Annotated in this window: 12 protein-coding genes; 8 read left to right on the forward strand and 4 right to left on the reverse strand. The window is 66.8% G+C overall.

Translation table 11 applies throughout. The features are described 5' to 3' along the window. Positions 1-206: 206 nt before the first annotated feature. Positions 207-800 (reverse strand): peroxidase-related enzyme, encoded by a 594-nt coding sequence (locus QO058_RS15840; RefSeq protein ID WP_432212067.1) that lies wholly within the window; start codon positions 798-800, stop codon positions 207-209. A 177-nt stretch (positions 801-977) separates the two neighbouring features. Here QO058_RS15840 and QO058_RS15845 point away from each other — a divergent pair, with 177 nt between their 5' ends. Both QO058_RS15845 and QO058_RS15850 read left to right on the forward strand, forming a co-directional pair. Continuing rightward, complete coding sequence (locus QO058_RS15845; protein WP_284167277.1) at positions 978-5,816, forward strand: NAD-glutamate dehydrogenase; 4,839 nt, start codon at positions 978-980, stop codon at positions 5,814-5,816. 19 nt (positions 5,817-5,835) lie between these two features. After that, the gene (locus QO058_RS15850) at positions 5,836-6,045 is read left to right on the forward strand and encodes a Trm112 family protein (RefSeq protein ID WP_284167278.1); all 210 of its coding nucleotides are present in this window, start codon (positions 5,836-5,838) and stop codon (positions 6,043-6,045) included. 143 nt (positions 6,046-6,188) lie between these two features. Here QO058_RS15850 and QO058_RS15855 read toward each other — a convergent pair whose 3' ends face one another. Beyond that, positions 6,189-7,442, reverse strand: coding sequence for a ubiquinone biosynthesis hydroxylase (locus QO058_RS15855; RefSeq protein WP_284167279.1), 1,254 nt, complete (start codon positions 7,440-7,442; stop codon positions 6,189-6,191). A 113-nt stretch (positions 7,443-7,555) separates the two neighbouring features. Here QO058_RS15855 and QO058_RS15860 point away from each other — a divergent pair, with 113 nt between their 5' ends. The 3 genes from QO058_RS15860 to QO058_RS15870 all read left to right on the forward strand — a co-directional run bounded on the left by QO058_RS15860 (position 7,556) and on the right by QO058_RS15870 (position 10,497). Beyond that, complete coding sequence (locus QO058_RS15860) at positions 7,556-8,422, forward strand: acyl-CoA thioesterase (protein ID WP_284167280.1); 867 nt, start codon at positions 7,556-7,558, stop codon at positions 8,420-8,422. Positions 8,423-8,653: 231 nt separating this feature from the next. Then, positions 8,654-8,992 (forward strand): P-II family nitrogen regulator, encoded by a 339-nt coding sequence (locus QO058_RS15865; protein ID WP_057192020.1) that lies wholly within the window; start codon positions 8,654-8,656, stop codon positions 8,990-8,992. 80 nt (positions 8,993-9,072) lie between these two features. Beyond that, positions 9,073-10,497, forward strand: a complete 1,425-nt coding sequence (locus QO058_RS15870) for an ammonium transporter (protein WP_284172919.1) — start codon at positions 9,073-9,075, stop codon at positions 10,495-10,497. 88 nt (positions 10,498-10,585) lie between these two features. Here the strand turns inward: QO058_RS15870 and QO058_RS15875 are convergent, their stop codons facing one another. After that, the gene (locus QO058_RS15875; protein ID WP_284172920.1) at positions 10,586-11,386 is read right to left on the reverse strand and encodes a class I SAM-dependent methyltransferase; all 801 of its coding nucleotides are present in this window, start codon (positions 11,384-11,386) and stop codon (positions 10,586-10,588) included. Between the two features lie 100 nt (positions 11,387-11,486). Further along, entirely contained in the window at positions 11,487-11,828 is a 342-nt protein-coding gene (locus QO058_RS15880) for an antibiotic biosynthesis monooxygenase family protein (protein ID WP_284167281.1), read from the reverse strand. A gap of 178 nt (positions 11,829-12,006) precedes the next feature. On the opposite strand from QO058_RS15880, the gene QO058_RS15885 reads away from it, so the two are divergent. From QO058_RS15885 to xth, 3 genes are all read left to right on the forward strand, one after another. Beyond that, positions 12,007-14,580: an FtsK/SpoIIIE family DNA translocase gene (locus QO058_RS15885; RefSeq protein WP_284167282.1), complete on the forward strand. Its 2,574-nt coding sequence runs from the start codon at positions 12,007-12,009 to the stop codon at positions 14,578-14,580. A 152-nt stretch (positions 14,581-14,732) separates the two neighbouring features. Further along, positions 14,733-15,575 (forward strand): outer membrane lipoprotein carrier protein LolA, encoded by an 843-nt coding sequence (locus QO058_RS15890; protein ID WP_284167283.1) that lies wholly within the window; start codon positions 14,733-14,735, stop codon positions 15,573-15,575. Between the two features lie 179 nt (positions 15,576-15,754). Next, on the forward strand, positions 15,755-16,570 hold the full coding sequence (gene xth, locus QO058_RS15895) for an exodeoxyribonuclease III (RefSeq protein ID WP_284167284.1): 816 nt from the start codon (positions 15,755-15,757) through the stop codon (positions 16,568-16,570). Position 16,571 lies beyond the last annotated feature (1 nt).

Raw genomic sequence — 16,571 nt, forward strand, 5'->3', positions numbered from 1 at the left:
CAATTGCCATGATTTCGCCGCGCTTGCGCCAAGCGAGCGCCCCGTTGCGGCATTCAACTCCGATTCGTTGCCTAGACGGCCCGACCTGTCCGGCTCTGGACACGTCAGCCCCCCAGCCCCTCCGGCGCTGCGGCGGGTCGGGCCACTTGGTCTAGGCCAACTCACGGCTGGCGGCTTCCGCCGGCCGTTTTTCTTTTGGTCGCCGCTTATCGAGACGCGCTGTGATATTCGGGATTGGGTCGCATATCGACCGCCGAGGCGATCCGGTTCGACATGTTGAAGAAGGCGGCGACCGCCCCAATATCCCAGATGTCGCGCTCGCCGAAGCCGGCCTTGCGCAGGGCTTCCCGGTCTTCCTCCTCGATCTCGTGCGGTGTCTCGGTCAGCTTCACCGAGAAATCGAGCATGGCGCGATGGCGCGGCGAAAGCTGCGCTGCGCGATAGTTCATCACCATCATCTCGCCGAGGACCGAATCACCGGAGAGCTGCCGCACCGCCTGGCCATGCGCCGTGAGGCAGTAATAGCAGCGGTTCACGCTGGAGACCGCGACCGCGATCATCTCGCGTTCGAGCTTCGACAGGCCGGACGGCGCCAGCATCAGGTCATTGTAGAAGGTGGCGAAGGCCTGGAGCTTGGCGTCATCATGCGCATAGGCCAGCAGAACGTTCGGGACATAGCCGAGCTTCTCCTCGCATTTGGCGAAATAGGCCTGCATCTCCTGCGACAGCTCGGCCTGCGGCAGCGCGAGCGCCATCACGGCCGGCGGCGCGTCCTGCTTCGCAGGAACTTCGCCCACCATCGCTTTGTCATGCTTCTTCGTCATCTCTGCACTCCTCGCGCTGCTATCGGCGCAGATCGGCCTGTGCTGCCGCGGCTGCGTCATATTGGTGCAATCTGGCCGTCGCGATACGACGAAAGTTGCGGCCGCCGGTGAGCTATGTCATCGCTGCGGCAAAATAGCAGGGGGAAGACGACTATGGCCAAGCGGGAAGCGAATGCCACGGCTGCAGCCGTGATCGCAATCGAGTCCGCCGCTCGCGAGCTCGGCTCGGCGATGCCAGCGGAATTCCCCAAGCTGCTCTATGGCCGAACCGTCGCCGAGGATCTCGTCGCTCTGCCGCCGGACCTGCTCGCCCGCGCCGCCGACGCCGCCTACGCCCATCTGAGCTCCCGACGCAAGCCGGGCGAGCCCAATCTGCGTTTCCGCGACGAGGCGGTGAAGGAGGATGGGCGCGAGCGCCAGATCACGATCCTCGAGGTCGTCAACGACAACAAGCCGTTCCTGCTCGATTCCACCCTCGCCGAACTGGCCGAGCAGGGCTACGAGCCACGTCTCGTCGCCCATCCCATCCTCGCCGTGGTGCGCAAGGACGACGGCACCTTCCAGTCGCTCGCCGGCGAGGCCTCGGGCCGCGCCGTCGAGGGCACGCGCCGCGAGAGCCTGATCCATATTCATCTCGACCGGATCGACACGGCCGAGGCGCGCGAGCGGCTCGCCACCGGGCTTGCGCGCGTCTATGTCGATGTCGGGCTCGCCGTCGACGACTGGGCCGCGATGCGCGGCCGCATCACCGAGGTGATCCAGTCCTACCGCGCCAATCCGCCGCCGCTGCCGGAGGACGAGGTCACCGAGGCGCTGAACTTCCTCGAATGGATCGCCAGCGACAATTTCACCTTGCTCGGCGTGCGCGCCTATCGCTTCGCCGGCGGCGACACCGCCGCCGATCCGGTCGATTCCTCCGGCCTCGGCATCCTGCGCGACCCAGATGTGCGGGTGCTGCGCAAGAATCGCGAGCTTGTGGTGATGACGCCGGAGATTCGCGCCTTCCTGGCCAAGCCCCAGGCGCTGATCATCACCAAGGCCAACGTCAAGAGCCGCGTCCACCGCCGGGTCCATCTCGACTATGTCGGGATCAAGCTCTTCACCCCCGATGGCCGGCTCGACGGCGAACTGCGCATCGTCGGCCTTCTGACCTCGAACGCTTATACCGGCACCGCCCGCTCCATTCCCTATCTGCGTCTCAAGGTGGCGCGCGTGCTGAAAAGCACCGGATTCGATCCGTCGAGCTATTCCGGCCGCGCGCTCTACAACGTGCTCGACGCCTTCCCGCGCGACGAGCTCTTCCAGATCGACATCGAGACGCTCGAGCGCTTCGCCCTCGACATCATGCAATTGACCGAGCGGCCACGCATCCGCGCGCTCGCCCGCGCCGACGAGTTCGACCGTTTCGTCTCGGCGCTCGTCTTCATCCCGAAGGATCGCTACGACACCACGGTGCGCCGCCGCGTCGGTGACTTCCTCGCCCGTATCTACCAGGGCCGCGTTTCGGCCGCCTATCCGGCCTATCCGGAAGGTCCGCTCGCCCGCACGCACTACATCATCGGCCGCGACGAGGGCCGCACCCCCAGGATCGAGCGCGCGACGCTGGAAGCCGGCATCACTGCAATCGTGCGGACCTGGGGCGACAGCCTTAAGGATGCGCTCGACATGCAGAAGGCCGGTCCAGCGGCTCGGGCCCTGGCCGAGCGCTATGCCGAGGCCTTCGGCGCCGCCTATCGCGAGCGCTACGCCGCCGAGGACGCGCTGATCGACATCGACATGCTGCAGAAGCTATCGGAGGAGCGGCCGCGGGCGGTCAATCTCTATCGGCGCGAGGGCGACGGCCCGACCTATGCCAATCTCAAGCTGTTCTCGCGCGGCGCCCCGATCTCGCTGTCGGAGCGCGTGCCGATGCTGGAGAACATGGGCTTCCGCGTCGTCAACGAGCGCACCTTCAACATCACGCCGCAGCCGAACGGTGGCGGCAGTCCCGACATGCGCGTCTGGCTGCATGACATGGCGCTGGAGCGCGCCGGCGGCGGCGAGATCGACATTGAGCACCTCGATCCGACGATCGAATCGGCGCTGATGGCGCAGTTCCGCGGCCTCACCGAATCCGACCGCTTCGACCAGCTCGTCCTCGCCGCGGGCCTCGCCTGGCGGGAAGCTGCACTGCTGCGGGCGCTCGGCCGCTATCTGCGCCAGGTCGGCGCGCCCTATGCGCAGGACTATATCGCCGACGCACTGACCCGCCATGCCGGCATCGCTACAGGACTGGTCAAGCTCTTCATCGCCAAGTTCGACCCGCGCTTGTCCGAGAAGAAGCGGACCGAGCAGGTGAAAGCCGAGCGCGAGCGGATCGAAGCCGCGCTCGCCGACGTCACTAGCCTCGACGAGGACCGCATCCTGCGGCGCTTCGTCAATCTGATCGACGCAGGCCAGCGTACCAACTTCTTCCAGATCGGCCCCGACGGGCATCCGCGCAGCACGATCTCGTTCAAGTTCGCCTCCGGCCAGGTCGAGGGCATGCCGCTGCCGCGCCCGCTCTACGAGATCTTCGTCTACTCGCCACGGGTCGAGGGCGTGCACATGCGCTTCGGCAAGGTCGCGCGCGGCGGCCTGCGCTGGTCGGACCGGTCGCAGGATTTCCGCACCGAGGTGCTCGGGCTGGTCAAGGCGCAGCAGGTCAAGAACGCCGTCATCGTCCCGGTCGGCGCCAAGGGCGGCTTCGTGCCCAAGCATTTGCCGCCGGCGAGCGACCGCCAGGCCTGGCTCACCGAGGGCACCGAGAGTTACCGCATCTTCGTGCGCACCTTGCTCGAACTCACCGACAATCTCGACGGCGAGACGGTCGTGCCGCCGCCGGACACCGTCCGCCATGACGGCGACGACCCTTACCTCGTCGTCGCCGCCGACAAGGGCACCGCGACCTTCTCCGACACCGCCAATGCGCTCTCGGCCGAGAAGCATCACTGGCTCGGCGATGCTTTCGCCTCGGGCGGCTCGCAGGGCTACGACCACAAGGGCATGGGCATCACCGCCCGCGGCGCCTGGGAGGCGGTGAAGCGCCATTTCCGCGAGATCGACGTCGACATCCAGACGACGCCCTTCACCGTCGCCGGCGTCGGCGACATGTCCGGCGACGTCTTCGGCAACGGCATGCTGCTCTCGCCGGCGATCAAGCTCCTCGCCGCCTTCGACCACCGCGACATCTTCCTCGACCCCGATCCCGACATGGCCAAGAGCCTGGCCGAGCGCCAGCGCATCTTCGCCCTGCCGCGCTCGTCCTGGGCCGACTATGACAAGTCGCTGATCTCCAAGGGCGGCGGCATTTTCTCGCGCCAGGCCAAGAGCATCGCGCTCTCGGCCGAGGTGCGACAGGCGCTCGACTTCGACAAGGCGCAGGTCACGCCGGCCGAATTGATGACGGCGATCCTGAAGGCGCCCGTCGATCTGCTCTGGTTCGGCGGCATCGGCACCTATATCCGCGCTGGCGACGAGAGCGACGCCCAGGTCGGCGATCGCGCCAATGACGCGATCCGCGTCTCCGGCGCCGATCTGCGCGCCAAGGTGATCGGCGAGGGCGCCAATCTCGGCGCGACCCAGCGCGGCCGTATCGAGGCGGCGCGCCAGGGCGTGCGCCTCAACACCGACGCAATCGACAATTCCGCCGGCGTCAACACCTCCGACGTCGAGGTCAACATCAAGATCGCACTCGCCGATCCCGTCCGCGACGGCCGCCTGCCCGAGAAGAAGCGCAACGCACTGCTGGCGCAGATGACCGACGAGGTCGGCCTGCTCGTCCTGCGCAACAACTATCTGCAGAGCCTGGCGCTCTCGCTGACGGAGGCGCAGGGCATCCAGGCGACGCCGCATCTGCGTCGGCTGATGGTGCAGCTCGAAGAGGACGGCCGGCTCGACCGCAGCGTCGAGTACCTGCCGTCAGACGCGGTGCTCATCGAGCGCGAGAAACGTGGCGAGGGTCTGACCCGGCCGGAACTCGCGGTCCTGCTCGCCTATGCCAAGCTCGCTTTGCACGACGCGCTGCTCGAATCGGCCATTCCCGACGATCCCTATCTGAAGAGCGAGCTCGTCCGCTATTTCCCGCAACCGCTGCGCGAGGGCTATGGCGCCGAGATCGCCGGCCACAAGCTGCGCCGCGAGATCGTCGCGACCCAGCTTGCCAACGCCATCATCAATCGCGGCGGCCCGGCCATCGTCTCGACGCTGGCCGACCAAACCCGCGCCGAGGCTCCGGCGATCGCCGCAGCCTACGCCGTCGCCCGCGATTCCTTCGACCTGATCGCGCTGAACGGCACCATCGACGCGCTCGACGCCAAGCTGCCGGGCAAGACCCAGACCGGGCTCTACGCTGCCGCGCAGGAGCTAGTCGTCGACCGGATGCGCTGGTTCCTGCGCCGCGGTGTCGCCACGCCCGGCGCGATCGAGCAGACCGTGGCACACTATGCCAAGGGCGTTACGGCGCTGGAGGGTGCGTTGGCCGAGCTGCTGCCGGAGGCAGCGGCCCAGGCGCGCACCGCCCGCATCGCCGCGCTGACGGCCGAAGGTGTGCCCGAGCCGCTGGCGGTGCGCGTCGCCAGCCTGCCCTGGCTCGCCGAAGCGACCGACATCGTCGACATCGCCAGTCGCACCAAACGCGACATCGTCGAAGTCGCCCGAATTCATTTCGGCGCCGATTCGGTCTTCGGCTTTTCGACGCTGATGTCGGCGGCCGCTGCTGTACCGGCGACAGACGACTACGAGCGCCTGGCGCGTCAGCGCGCGGTCGAGACGCTCACCGACGCCCATGCCGGGCTGACTCAGGAGATCGCCACCGGCAAATCCGGCCCGGACGCGCTGAAGGACTGGCTGGCGGAGCGCGGCGCCGACGCCGAACGCACCCGCGCCACCGTTTCAGCCATTGCCATGTCCGGCCTCTCCCTGCCAAAGCTGATGGTGGCGGCCGGCATGCTGGCCGATCTGCCGCGCCGATAAGGCCAAGGAGAGAGTTGGCATGAGCCCCGAAGACGAGAACACGGTGCCGGCGGCGACGCGGATCGACCCGAAACTGCTGGAGATCCTCGTCTGCCCGGTGACCAAGGCAACGCTCGAATACGACGCCGCCCGCCAGGAGTTGATCAGCCGCGCCGCGAAGCTCGCCTATCCGATCCGCGATGGCATCCCGATCATGCTGCCGGAAGAGGCGCGGCAACTCGAAGGGTAGTACCGAAAATCGCGCGCCCTACTTGGGCTGACCCAAGTATGATTCAGGTAGGGCGACGGGAAGCTTGACCCGCGCTATCGAGAACAGCTGGGCGTGACTCGGTATGGCCGGGTCTGACTCTGGATCATGGTGACGGGTAAGGCCTACAGCATCTCGCCCTTCAGCAAGCGCGGCGTTGGCCCAGCCAGGCCGGCCGCCTCACGAATGAAGAAGCGCTTCAGTCCCGGCATGCGCTCGACCAGGCCGAGGCCGAGATCGCGAACCAGCCTGAGCGGCGTCGAATCGTTTGAGAACAGCCGGTTGAGCCCGTCGGTGACGACGCCCATGGCGACCGTGTCGAAGCGCCGGCCTTTCTCATAGTCTTCCAGCACATCGAAGCTGCCGACATCGAGGCCGAGCCGAGCGGCATCGACAAGCGCCTCGGCGAGGGCAGCGACGTCCTTCAGTCCGAGATTGAGCCCCTGGCCAGCGATCGGATGGATGACATGGGCGGCATCGCCGAGCAGCGCCAGCCGCTCGCCGACAAAGCGACGCGCCACGCCGAAGGACAAGGGATAGGCGCCCGGGCGGCTTTCCAGTGTGATCTCGCCGAGTTCGAGGCCGAAACGGCGCTCGACTTCGAGGAGGAGGTCGCTATCGTCGAGCGCCAGCAGCGCCGCGACGTTGTCGCTCGCTTCCGTCCAGACGATGGAGGAGCGATGGCCGAGCTTGCCGCCATCGGCCAGCGGCAGGATCGCGAAGGGGCCGGACGGCAGGAAATGCTCGACTGCCCGTCCCTCATGCGGCCGCTCGTGGCCGATGGTCGCGACGATCCCCGATTGCGGATAGGACCAGCCGACCCAGCCTATGCCGGCCTGCTCGCGGAGCTTGGAACGCGCCCCGTCCGCCGCGACCAGCAAGGCGCAATCAAGGCTCTCGCCACCCGTGAAGGACACCGCTGCTGCGCCGTCTTCATCCACCGTGCCGGAACGGACACCCTCCGCCCGCAGCTCGACGCCATTTGCCCGCGCGACCTGGAGCAGCGCCGCCATCAACGCGCCGTTCTCGACCATATGGGCGAAGGGTTGGCCGGGTTCGACCTCGCCGTCGAAACTCAGGAAAACCGGACGCACCAGATCGGAGGTGCGGCTGTCGGTGATCACCATCTCGGTCATCGGCGTGGATGCTGCCTCCACCAGACGCCAGACGCCGAGCGCCTCCAGCATGTTGCGCGCAGCCGCTGCGACCGCATAGGCGCGGCTGTCGGCTCGCACCGGCCCGGCCAAGGCCGGATCCGCGATGATGATGCGGAAGCTCTCGCCCAGCGCCTGCTTCAGCGCTACCGCCAGCGTCAGCCCGGCGACGCCGCCGCCGGCGATGACGATACACCGGCTCGCGCTTTCTGGACTTTGCATCATGGCCTTCCTCGCATCGCGCCGCTTGACGCCGCCGGATCGCTCGTTGCTGATGCTTCCCGTCTTGCCCATAGCCGGCCCGGGCCGCAAGCCCGCGCCGAGCCGGTTTCCTGCCGATGAACCAAGCCGCGAACACACTGCTCCCGATTTTCGATCTCGAATCGCTCGGACACAACCGGTTCCAGGGTCGCAGCCCCGACAATGGCTGGACCCGCGTCTTCGGCGGCCAGGTGATCGGCCAAGCGCTCTATGCCGCCTGCAAGACGGTGGAGGAGCGCCAACCCCATTCGCTGCATGCCTATTTCATGTTGCCGGGCGATCCGACAATTCCGATCGTCTATGAGGTCGAGCGGCTGCGCGACGGCGGCTCGTTCTCGACGCGGCGCGTGCTGGCACTGCAAAAGGACGCCGCGATCTTCGCGATGTCGGCTTCCTTCCAGATCGCCGAGCCCGGCTATGACCACCAGATGCTGATGCCGATGGTACCAACGCCCGATGAGCTGCCCGATCGCGACGGCATGGAGCGCGACGTTCTCCCGCACATGCCCGAGGCGGTGCGTGCCTATTACCGGCGCGAGCGGCCGATCGACATCCGCCCCGTCGAGTTGAGCCGCTACGCTGCGGACGCTCCGCGGGAACCTAAATTCAATGTCTGGGTCAAGGCTGCGCAGAAGCTGCCGGACGAGCCGGCGCTGCATCAGAGCGTGCTCGCTTACGCCTCCGACCTGCTGCTGCTCGATTCCAGCCTGGTTACTCATGGCACCAGCGTCTTCGATCGACGCATCCAGAGCGCCAGCCTCGACCATGCGCTCTGGTTCCACCGCCCCTTCCGCGCCGATGAATGGTTGCTCTACGCCCAGGACAGCCCCTCGGCCTCGGGTGCGCGCGGCTTCTCACGCGGGCTGATCTTCGATCGAGAGGGGCATCTCGTCGCCTCGGTCGCGCAGGAAGGCCTGATCCGGCCGCGCCCAGACCGCGCCTGAGCAGGCAGCCGCCTGCTTTCACGGCATCTGCCTAAATATTAGCCATTCCGGCTCGCTGAGCGCCGCCTGATCATGGCGGAATCGCGGCATTGCCCGCTCGCGCGCCACATCTTCCGGTTGGCACGGGCCTTGATAGGTTCACCCCGACGCGCCTGTCTTGAAAGGGCGCGAGAGGCGCAACGACGTCGCTTGGACCGCGGTCCGGCGCGCACAAGCGGGGGTAAGCCAGCCATGAAGATCGTGATGGCTATCATCAAGCCGTTCAAGCTGGAGGAGGTGCGCGACGGGCTCACCGCCATCGGCGTGCACGGGCTGACAGTGACCGAAGTCAAAGGCTATGGCCGTCAGAAGGGCCATACCGAGATCTATCGCGGCGCCGAATACGCCGTGAGCTTCCTGCCGAAGATCAAGATCGAAGTCGCCGTCACCGACGATCTCGTCGCCAAGGTGATCGAGGCGATCACCGCCGCCGCCCGCACCGGCCAGATCGGCGATGGCAAGATCTTCGTTTCGTCGATCGAGAAGGCCGTGCGCATCCGCACCGGCGAGACCGACGGCGACGCCCTCTGATCCCCGACCTTCCCAGGAGTTTCACGATGAACAACAAGACCCTTAACCGGGCCGGGCTGGTCGGGCTGGCCTTCGCCGCCATGGCCGGCGCCGCACTGGCTCAAGCCCCGGCCGCGCCGCCCGCCCCCGTGCCCAACAAGGGCGACGTCGCCTTCATGATGAGCTCGACGATCCTCGTCCTGCTGATGACCGTGCCGGGCCTCGCTTTGTTCTATGGCGGCCTCGTCCGCTCCAAGAACATGCTCTCGGTGCTGACCCAGGTCTTCGCCATCGTCTGCATCGTTTCGCTGATGTGGATCATCTTCGGCTACTCGCTCGCCTTCACCAATGGCGGCGGCCTCAACGACTTCGTCGGCGGCTTCTCCAAGGCCTTCCTGCGCGGCGTCGACGGCAACTCGACCGCCGCGACCTTCTCCAACGGCGTCGTCATCCCGGAATATGTCTACATCGCCTTCCAGATGACCTTCGCCTGCATCACGCCGGCCCTCATCGTCGGCGCCTTCGCCGAGCGCATGAAGTTCTCGGCGCTGCTGCTCTTCATCGTGCTCTGGGTCACCTTCATCTATTTCCCGATGGCCCACATGGTCTGGTACTGGGGCGGGCCTGACGCGGTCGGCAATGCCGCCAAGGCGCTCGCCGAGGCCGGCGCGGACGGCAAGGTCGCGGCCCAGGCGGCGCTCGACGCGGTCAACGCCGATGCCGGCATGCTGTTCAAATGGGGCGCGCTCGACTTCGCCGGCGGCACTGTGGTGCACATCAATGCCGGCATCGCGGGCCTGGTCGGCTGCGTGCTGATCGGCAAGCGCATCGGCTTCGGCCGTGAGCTGATGGCTCCGCACTCGCTGACCATGACGCTGATCGGCGCCGCCCTGCTCTGGGTCGGCTGGTTCGGCTTCAATGCCGGCTCCAATCTTGAAGCCAACGGCACCGCCGGACTCGCCATGATCAACACCTTCGTCGCCACCGCGGCGGCGGCGGTCGCCTGGCTGTTCGTCGAATGGGCGGTCAAGGGCAAGCCTTCCATGCTCGGCATGGTCTCGGGTGCCGTTGCCGGCCTCGTCGCGATCACCCCGGCGGCAGGCTTTGCCGGGCCGATGGGCTCGATCGTGCTCGGCCTCGTCGCCGGTGCGGTCTGCTTCGTCTTCTGCTCGACGGTGAAGAACGCGCTCGGCTACGACGACTCGCTCGACGTCTTCGGCATCCACTGCATCGGCGGCATCATCGGCGCGCTCGGCACCGGCATCCTGGTCAACCAGGCGCTTGGCGGCGGCGGCATCCCCGACTACGCCACCAAGCCCGGCGAGCTCGTCACCGCGACCTACGAATTCGGAACCGCCTTCATGGCCCAGCTCAAGGCGGTGCTGTTCACCCTCGTGTTCAGCGGCGTCGGCTCGGCGATCCTCTACAAGATCGTCGATGTGATCGTCGGCCTGCGCGTCCCGGCCGACCAGGAGCGCGAAGGCCTCGACATCGCCGAACATGGTGAGCGCGCCTATCACGACTGAGCGCGGGCTTATCTCACTTACATCATCGCCCCGGCGGGACACCGCCGGGGCTTTTTCATTGCCGCTGGAAGGCCCGTCGCCACTTAGCTCAATGGACGGTCCCCTGGCAGGCCCAGGCGATACTCGCAAAAGATCTCGGGCCGTCGGGCCGGCCGGCCTGGTAGGCGTCGCGTACGGCCTCGTCGACGCGCGCCCGCTCCACAGCGTCGAGTGTCGCCACATATTTGCCGAGCGGCCCTTCGCCGGCAGCGATCGGCGCCCAGAAGTCGTCGAAATCCCGATAGTCCATGCGGATCATCAGCTCGGTCTCGATGACGTTCGCGAGACCCTGCTCTGCGAAAGCCCGCTTCATTTCACCCGGCTGCATCATCGGCTGGAAGCAATAACGGGCGCGCATCTGACGACCCCCTTCGTTCAGCCCGGCGACGGTGTCGACCATCATGCGCATGCCCGGCATGCCGCCGTAGTGGTCCCACACGGCCGCCGCTACCACGCCGCCTCGCCGCACGACGCGGGCCATCTCGGCGATGGCCTTGCCGGCCTCGGGCACGAAATGGAGCACGAGCAGAGCCATTGCGCGGTCGAACACGCGATCCTCGAATGGCAGGGCACAGGCATCCGCCTGCCGGATGCTGATACGTGCGTCGCTGTTGCGCCGGGTCGCCTCCGCGACGAAGACGGGCGAGTAGTCGATCGCGACGACCTCCGCGAGATCTGCGGAGGCAGCGAGCGTGAAAGTCAGGCTGCCGGTGCCGCAACCGACGTCGAGAACGCGCTCGCCATCGGCCAACCCGGCGAAGTCGATGAACCGGAGCGCGAGCTTTTTGCTCCAGCGGCCCATGAGTTGCTCGTAGCCGGCCGCATCGTGGATGGTGAAGCTTGAGGTCATCGAACCCTCCTCGTGGCGCGTCGAGAAGGCGGGCTCCGGCACCACGACAATAGACCAGCCATGGTGCTGGAAAAACCGCTCTCGAAACGGTGGATCCAGCTCACTCCCCGTCTGAAGATCGGTCAAGCACGATCTCGAGCACCTGCACCGCCTCCGGCAGTTCGATCAGGAACTCGGCATCGCGTTCGAGATGGTGAATCTTGCGTGGATCGGGCCCGGCGAAGCGCGACATCGCCTCGACGCTCTCCCAGTACGAGATCGTCACGAACTCGCTCTCGGTATCACGATCCTCACGGAACATCTGCGCGCCGAGCGCCTTTTTGGCCAGCGGCCTGACTCCGACCTCGAGCAGATAATCCGCGTAGGCGTCGGCCTTCTCCGGCACAGTGCGGCCGCGCCAGATCCGGGCAATTCTCGCAATCCTGTCATCGCCATCGGTCATGTCGTCCTCCTCGCTGATCCTCGTCGAAGAATGCTTTGGTGGCACCATCGTTTCCCGAGGCACGCGACAGCATGCGTCGGGAATGCAAGGTTAAGCGGGCCTTAACCGGACCTTCCTAACCTGCCGGTTCGATGGGGCGGCCTCTGCCGCCTTCCTCATGCCCGCAGACCACGGCCCGATGCGCACGATCCGACGTTCCTCATCGCTGATCGACCGCCTGCCCGATCCGGTGCGCGAGTTCCTCTCGCGCCGCGCCGCCGAGATCGGCGGTATGGCGATGCTCGCGCTGATGGTCGCCGTCGCGGTCGCCCTCGCCACCTGGTCGGTGGACGATCCCAGCCTCAACAACGCCACGCGCGGCACCGTGCGCAACCTCCTCGGCCGGCCGGGCGCGATGATCGCCGATCTCGCCATGCAGTTGCTCGGCCTCGGCGTGGTCGCGCTGCTGCTGCCGCCGCTGCTCTGGTCGCTCAGGCTGATCCGCTTCCATCTCTTCGATCGCAGCGCGCTCAAGCTCGTGCTCTGGGTCGTCGGCATCGTTTCGACCGCCGCGGTGGCGAGCGCGCTGCCGGCAACGCCGCGCTGGCCGCTGCCGACCGGCATGGGCGGCGTGATCGGCGATGCGCTGCTGCATGGTACGCGTAACATCGTCGGGCTCTCCGGCACCGCGCTCGGCGGCCTCGTCGCCTTCGTCTTTGCCGGTATCGCTATCCTCTCGGTCACGGCAGCGGCCGGGTTCGGCCTCGTCACTGACGCCGACCCCGAGCCCGACAGTGACGATGATCCGGCCTGGGCCGAGTCGGAAGACCGCCGCGACGACGAGCCGGGCCTGTCGGTGATCCTGATCGGCTGGCTTGCCCATGGCGCCATGGCGCTGAAGGCCGCGATCATGCGCCGCCTGCCGCGACCGCCGCAGCCGGCCTCGGCGAGCACTGGATCGGTGCCCGCGCCGATGCAGAGCGGGCGGGTCCGCCGCGAACCGAATTTCACCGGCGGTCCGGAGCCTTACAGGTCACCTGTCGTTGCTCCCGAACTTGCTCGCGCCGCAGCCGTCAGGCCGAAAGCGAACGCTCCCGCGGCCTATGACGACGACGAGCCGTTCGAGGCGCAGGACGTGCGCGACCTGAACGCTCCGCGCGTCGCGCCGCCGCTGACCGCACCCAAGCCGGGCAAGCGCCTGTCGCGCGAGGCCCAGCCCTCGCTGCTCGACCGCGACACCTTCGAATTGCCGCCGCTGACCTATCTCGCCGAGCCGAAGAAGCTGCCGGCCAACACCGTCTCGACCGACGCGCTGGAGCAGAACGCCACCCTCCTGGAAGGCGTGCTCGAGGATTTCGGCGTGCGTGGCGAGATCAGCCAGGTTCGCCCCGGCCCGGTTGTGACGTTGTACGAGCTCGAGCCCGCGCCCGGGACGAAGAGCTCCCGCGTCATCTCGCTCGCCGACGACATTGCGCGGTCGATGAGCGCGATCTCGGCGCGTGTCGCGGTGGTGCAGGGCAAGAACGCGATCGGCATCGAACTGCCCAATGCCAAGCGCGAGACCGTCTTCCTGCGCGAGCTCCTGGCCAGCCAGGACTTCGAGGGTACCAAGCACAAGCTGGCGCTCTGCCTCGGCAAGACCATCGGCGGCGAGCCGGTGATCGCCGACCTTGCTCGCATGCCGCATCTGCTCGTCGCCGGCACCACCGGCTCGGGCAAGTCGGTCGCGATCAACACCATGATCCTGTCGATCCTCTACCGGCTGAAGCCGGAGGAGTGCCGGCTGATCATGGTCGATCCCAAGATGCTCGAGCTCTCGGTCTATGACGGCATCCCGCATCTGCTCACCCCCGTCGTCACCGACCCGAAGAAGGCGGTGGTCGCGCTGAAATGGGCGGTGCGCGAGATGGAGGAGCGCTACAAGAAGATGTCGAAGCTCGGTGTGCGCAACATCGACGGCTTCAACGTCAGGGTCGGCGAGGCCTTGGCCGCCGGCGAGGTCATCACCCGCACGGTCCAGACCGGCTTCGACAAGCATTCGGGCGAGGCGATCTACGAGGAGGAGGCGATGGACCTGTCGCCTCTGCCTTATATCGTCGTGATCGTCGACGAGATGGCCGACCTGATGATGGTCGCCGGCAAGGAGATCGAGGGCACGATCCAGCGCCTGGCGCAGATGGCCCGCGCCGCCGGCATCCATGTCGTGCTGGCGACGCAGCGTCCCTCGGTCGACGTGATCACCGGCACGATCAAGGCGAACTTCCCGACCCGGATCTCCTTCCAGGTCACCAGCAAGATCGACTCGCGCACCATCCTCGGCGAGATGGGCGCCGAGCAGCTGCTCGGCCAGGGCGACATGCTCTACATGGCCGGCGGCGGCCGGATCACCCGCGTGCACGGGCCGTTCGTCTCGGACGCCGAGGTCGAGAAGGTCGTGGCGCATCTGAAGACGCAAGGACGCCCGGACTATCTCGACGCGGTCACCGCCGAGGAGGAGGCCGCCGGAGCCGAGGACGAGGACGGGGCGGTCTTCGACAAGAGCGGCATGGGCCAGGCCGAGAGCGACGACCCCTATGAGCAGGCGGTCGCGGTCGTGCTGCGCGACAAGAAGGCCTCGACCTCCTACATCCAGCGCCGCCTGCAGATCGGCTACAACCGCGCCGCCTCGATCATGGAGCGGATGGAGAACGAGGGCATCGTCGGACCGGCAAACCACGCCGGAAAACGCGAGATCCTCGTCGAAGCCGGTAGAGCCAGAGAAGATGAGGACTGAGGCGCGGGTGCGGCCAAGTGGCGCGAAACCGGTCCTGAAAATGCCATCACCCCGGTGCAACTTCTCCGCCGACTGAAGCGTTGAACCCTTGCCGGCCAGTCTTGGCGGCACGATATTCCGCCAGAAGGCCGCCAACCGGACATCCGAGCTCCATGACCAGTCTCTCGCCCATGCCAGCCCTCGCAGCCGCCGCTCTGGCGCTCGCGCTGGCATCGGGCCCGGTTTTCGCTCAGCCGCTCGACATCAAGCCCTCGGCGCAGCCGGCCGCGCCCCGTGCCGCCCAGCGGGCGTTTCCCTTGCCGCCGATCCGGCCAGCGGGCCTCGGCCTGCCGCGGACCGAGGCTGCGGCTCAGTCCGTCCCGACTGCATCGGCACCGCCCCCCGCGCAGGAGCCAGTCGTCACCGCGAACAACGAACCGCGCGCGACGCCGGCCGCCAAGCCGTCGAGGCCTAGCACTCCCTTGTCAAAGGCCGAAGCCGTCGAGCGATTGAACGCCTATTTCAACGGTTTCTCGACGCTGCAGGGCGATTTCATCCAGTTCGCCGCCGACGGCCGCCGCTTCGAGGGCAAGCTCTATATCCAGCGCCCGGGCAAGATGCGCTTCGAATACAGGCCGCCCGTGACGATGGAGGTCATCGCCGACGGGACTTCGGTGGCGATCCGCGACCGGAAGCTCGCCACCCAGGACCTCTACTCGATCGGCCAGACCCCGCTGAAGTTCCTGCTCAAGGAGCAGATGAACCTCGAGAAAGACACCATAGTCACCGGCGTCAGCACCAAGGGCGACATCCTCTCGCTCAAGCTCGAGGATCGCTCGACCTTGGGCGGCACCTCGAAGATCACGCTGAATTTCGACCTTGCCGCCAACGCGCTGCGGCAATGGGTGGTGATCGACCCGCAGGGCTACGAGACCTCGGTCTCGGTCTACAATCTCGACACCCAGCGTCGGCCCGACCAGAAGAATTTTGTCATCAACTACGAGCGCGTGCTCTGAGCAGCCGCCCCCCGTTGTTGCGAGCGCAGCGAAGCAATCCAGAGCGGCAGCGCTCGACGCGCTCCCTGATTGCTTGGTCGCTTCCGCTCCCCGCAATGACGGCGTCAGTGCAGCGGCGCTTGCTTTTCACAGCCTGACAACCCAGGTTCCGGCTTCCCTCCCGGCCGGAATCCCCCCGCGTGCAACTCTCCGTCACCACCTGGAACATCAACTCGGTGCGCCTGCGCATCGGGATGGTCACTGACTTCCTGAAGACCCACCAGCCTGATGTTCTCTGCCTGCAGGAGACCAAGACGCCGGACGAGCAGTTCCCGGCCAAGGCCTTCAGCGAAGCCGGCTACATCCATCAGGCCTTTATCGGCAACAAAGGCTATAACGGCGTCGCCGTCGTCTCGAAGCTGCCCTTCTCCGAGAAGGAAGCGATGGCGATGTGCGAGCGCAACGACGCCCGGCATATGACCGTCGTGCTCGACCAAGGCGCTGGCGCGGCCGCCGGAATCGCGATCCATAATTTCTACATCCCGGCCGGCGGCGATATTGCCGATCCCGAGGCCAATCCGAAATTTGCCCACAAGCTGCAATTTCTCGACGCCATCGGCGCCTGGGGCATTGCCCGCAACCCAGCGGGACGGCCGAGCATTCTGGTCGGCGACCTCAATATCGCCCCCTATGAGCACGACGTCTGGAGCCACAAGCAGCTGCTCAACGTCGTCAGCCACACCCCGATCGAGACCTCGACGCTGGAGAAGCTGCGCAGCGAGCTCGGCTGGACCGACGCCGCCCGCATGCTCAGGCCCGAGCCGGAGAAACTGTACAGCTGGTGGAGCTATCGCGCCGCCGACTGGCAGGCCTCGAACCGCGGCCGCCGGCTCGACCATATCTGGCTGTCAGATGGGCTGACGCCGACGCTGCGCGATCTCTCCTTCCTGAGCGAGGCACGCGGCTGGGAGCGCCCCTCGGATCACGTCCCGGTGACAGTCCAGCTGGAGCTCTGAC

Origin of the sequence: Bosea vestrisii, from assembly GCF_030144325.1 — a bacterium.
GTDB lineage: Bacteria > Pseudomonadota > Alphaproteobacteria > Rhizobiales > Beijerinckiaceae > Allobosea > Allobosea vestrisii_A.

Coding starts and splice junctions, on each gene's coding strand:
- QO058_RS15850 (WP_284167278.1), top strand. CDS start 5,836: ATGAGCCCCGAAGACGAGAACACGGTGCCGGCGGCGACGCGGATCGAC.
- QO058_RS15845 (WP_284167277.1), top strand. CDS start 978: ATGGCCAAGCGGGAAGCGAATGCCACGGCTGCAGCCGTGATCGCAATC.
- QO058_RS15870 (WP_284172919.1), top strand. CDS start 9,073: ATGGCCGGCGCCGCACTGGCTCAAGCCCCGGCCGCGCCGCCCGCCCCC.
- QO058_RS15865 (WP_057192020.1), top strand. CDS start 8,654: ATGAAGATCGTGATGGCTATCATCAAGCCGTTCAAGCTGGAGGAGGTG.
- QO058_RS15885 (WP_284167282.1), top strand. CDS start 12,007: ATGCGCACGATCCGACGTTCCTCATCGCTGATCGACCGCCTGCCCGAT.
- QO058_RS15875 (WP_284172920.1), bottom strand. CDS start 11,386: ATGACCTCAAGCTTCACCATCCACGATGCGGCCGGCTACGAGCAACTC.
- QO058_RS15855 (WP_284167279.1), bottom strand. CDS start 7,442: ATGATGCAAAGTCCAGAAAGCGCGAGCCGGTGTATCGTCATCGCCGGC.
- QO058_RS15890 (WP_284167283.1), top strand. CDS start 14,733: ATGACCAGTCTCTCGCCCATGCCAGCCCTCGCAGCCGCCGCTCTGGCG.
- QO058_RS15840 (WP_432212067.1), bottom strand. CDS start 800: ATGGTGGGCGAAGTTCCTGCGAAGCAGGACGCGCCGCCGGCCGTGATG.
- QO058_RS15880 (WP_284167281.1), bottom strand. CDS start 11,828: ATGACCGATGGCGATGACAGGATTGCGAGAATTGCCCGGATCTGGCGC.
- QO058_RS15860 (WP_284167280.1), top strand. CDS start 7,556: ATGAACCAAGCCGCGAACACACTGCTCCCGATTTTCGATCTCGAATCG.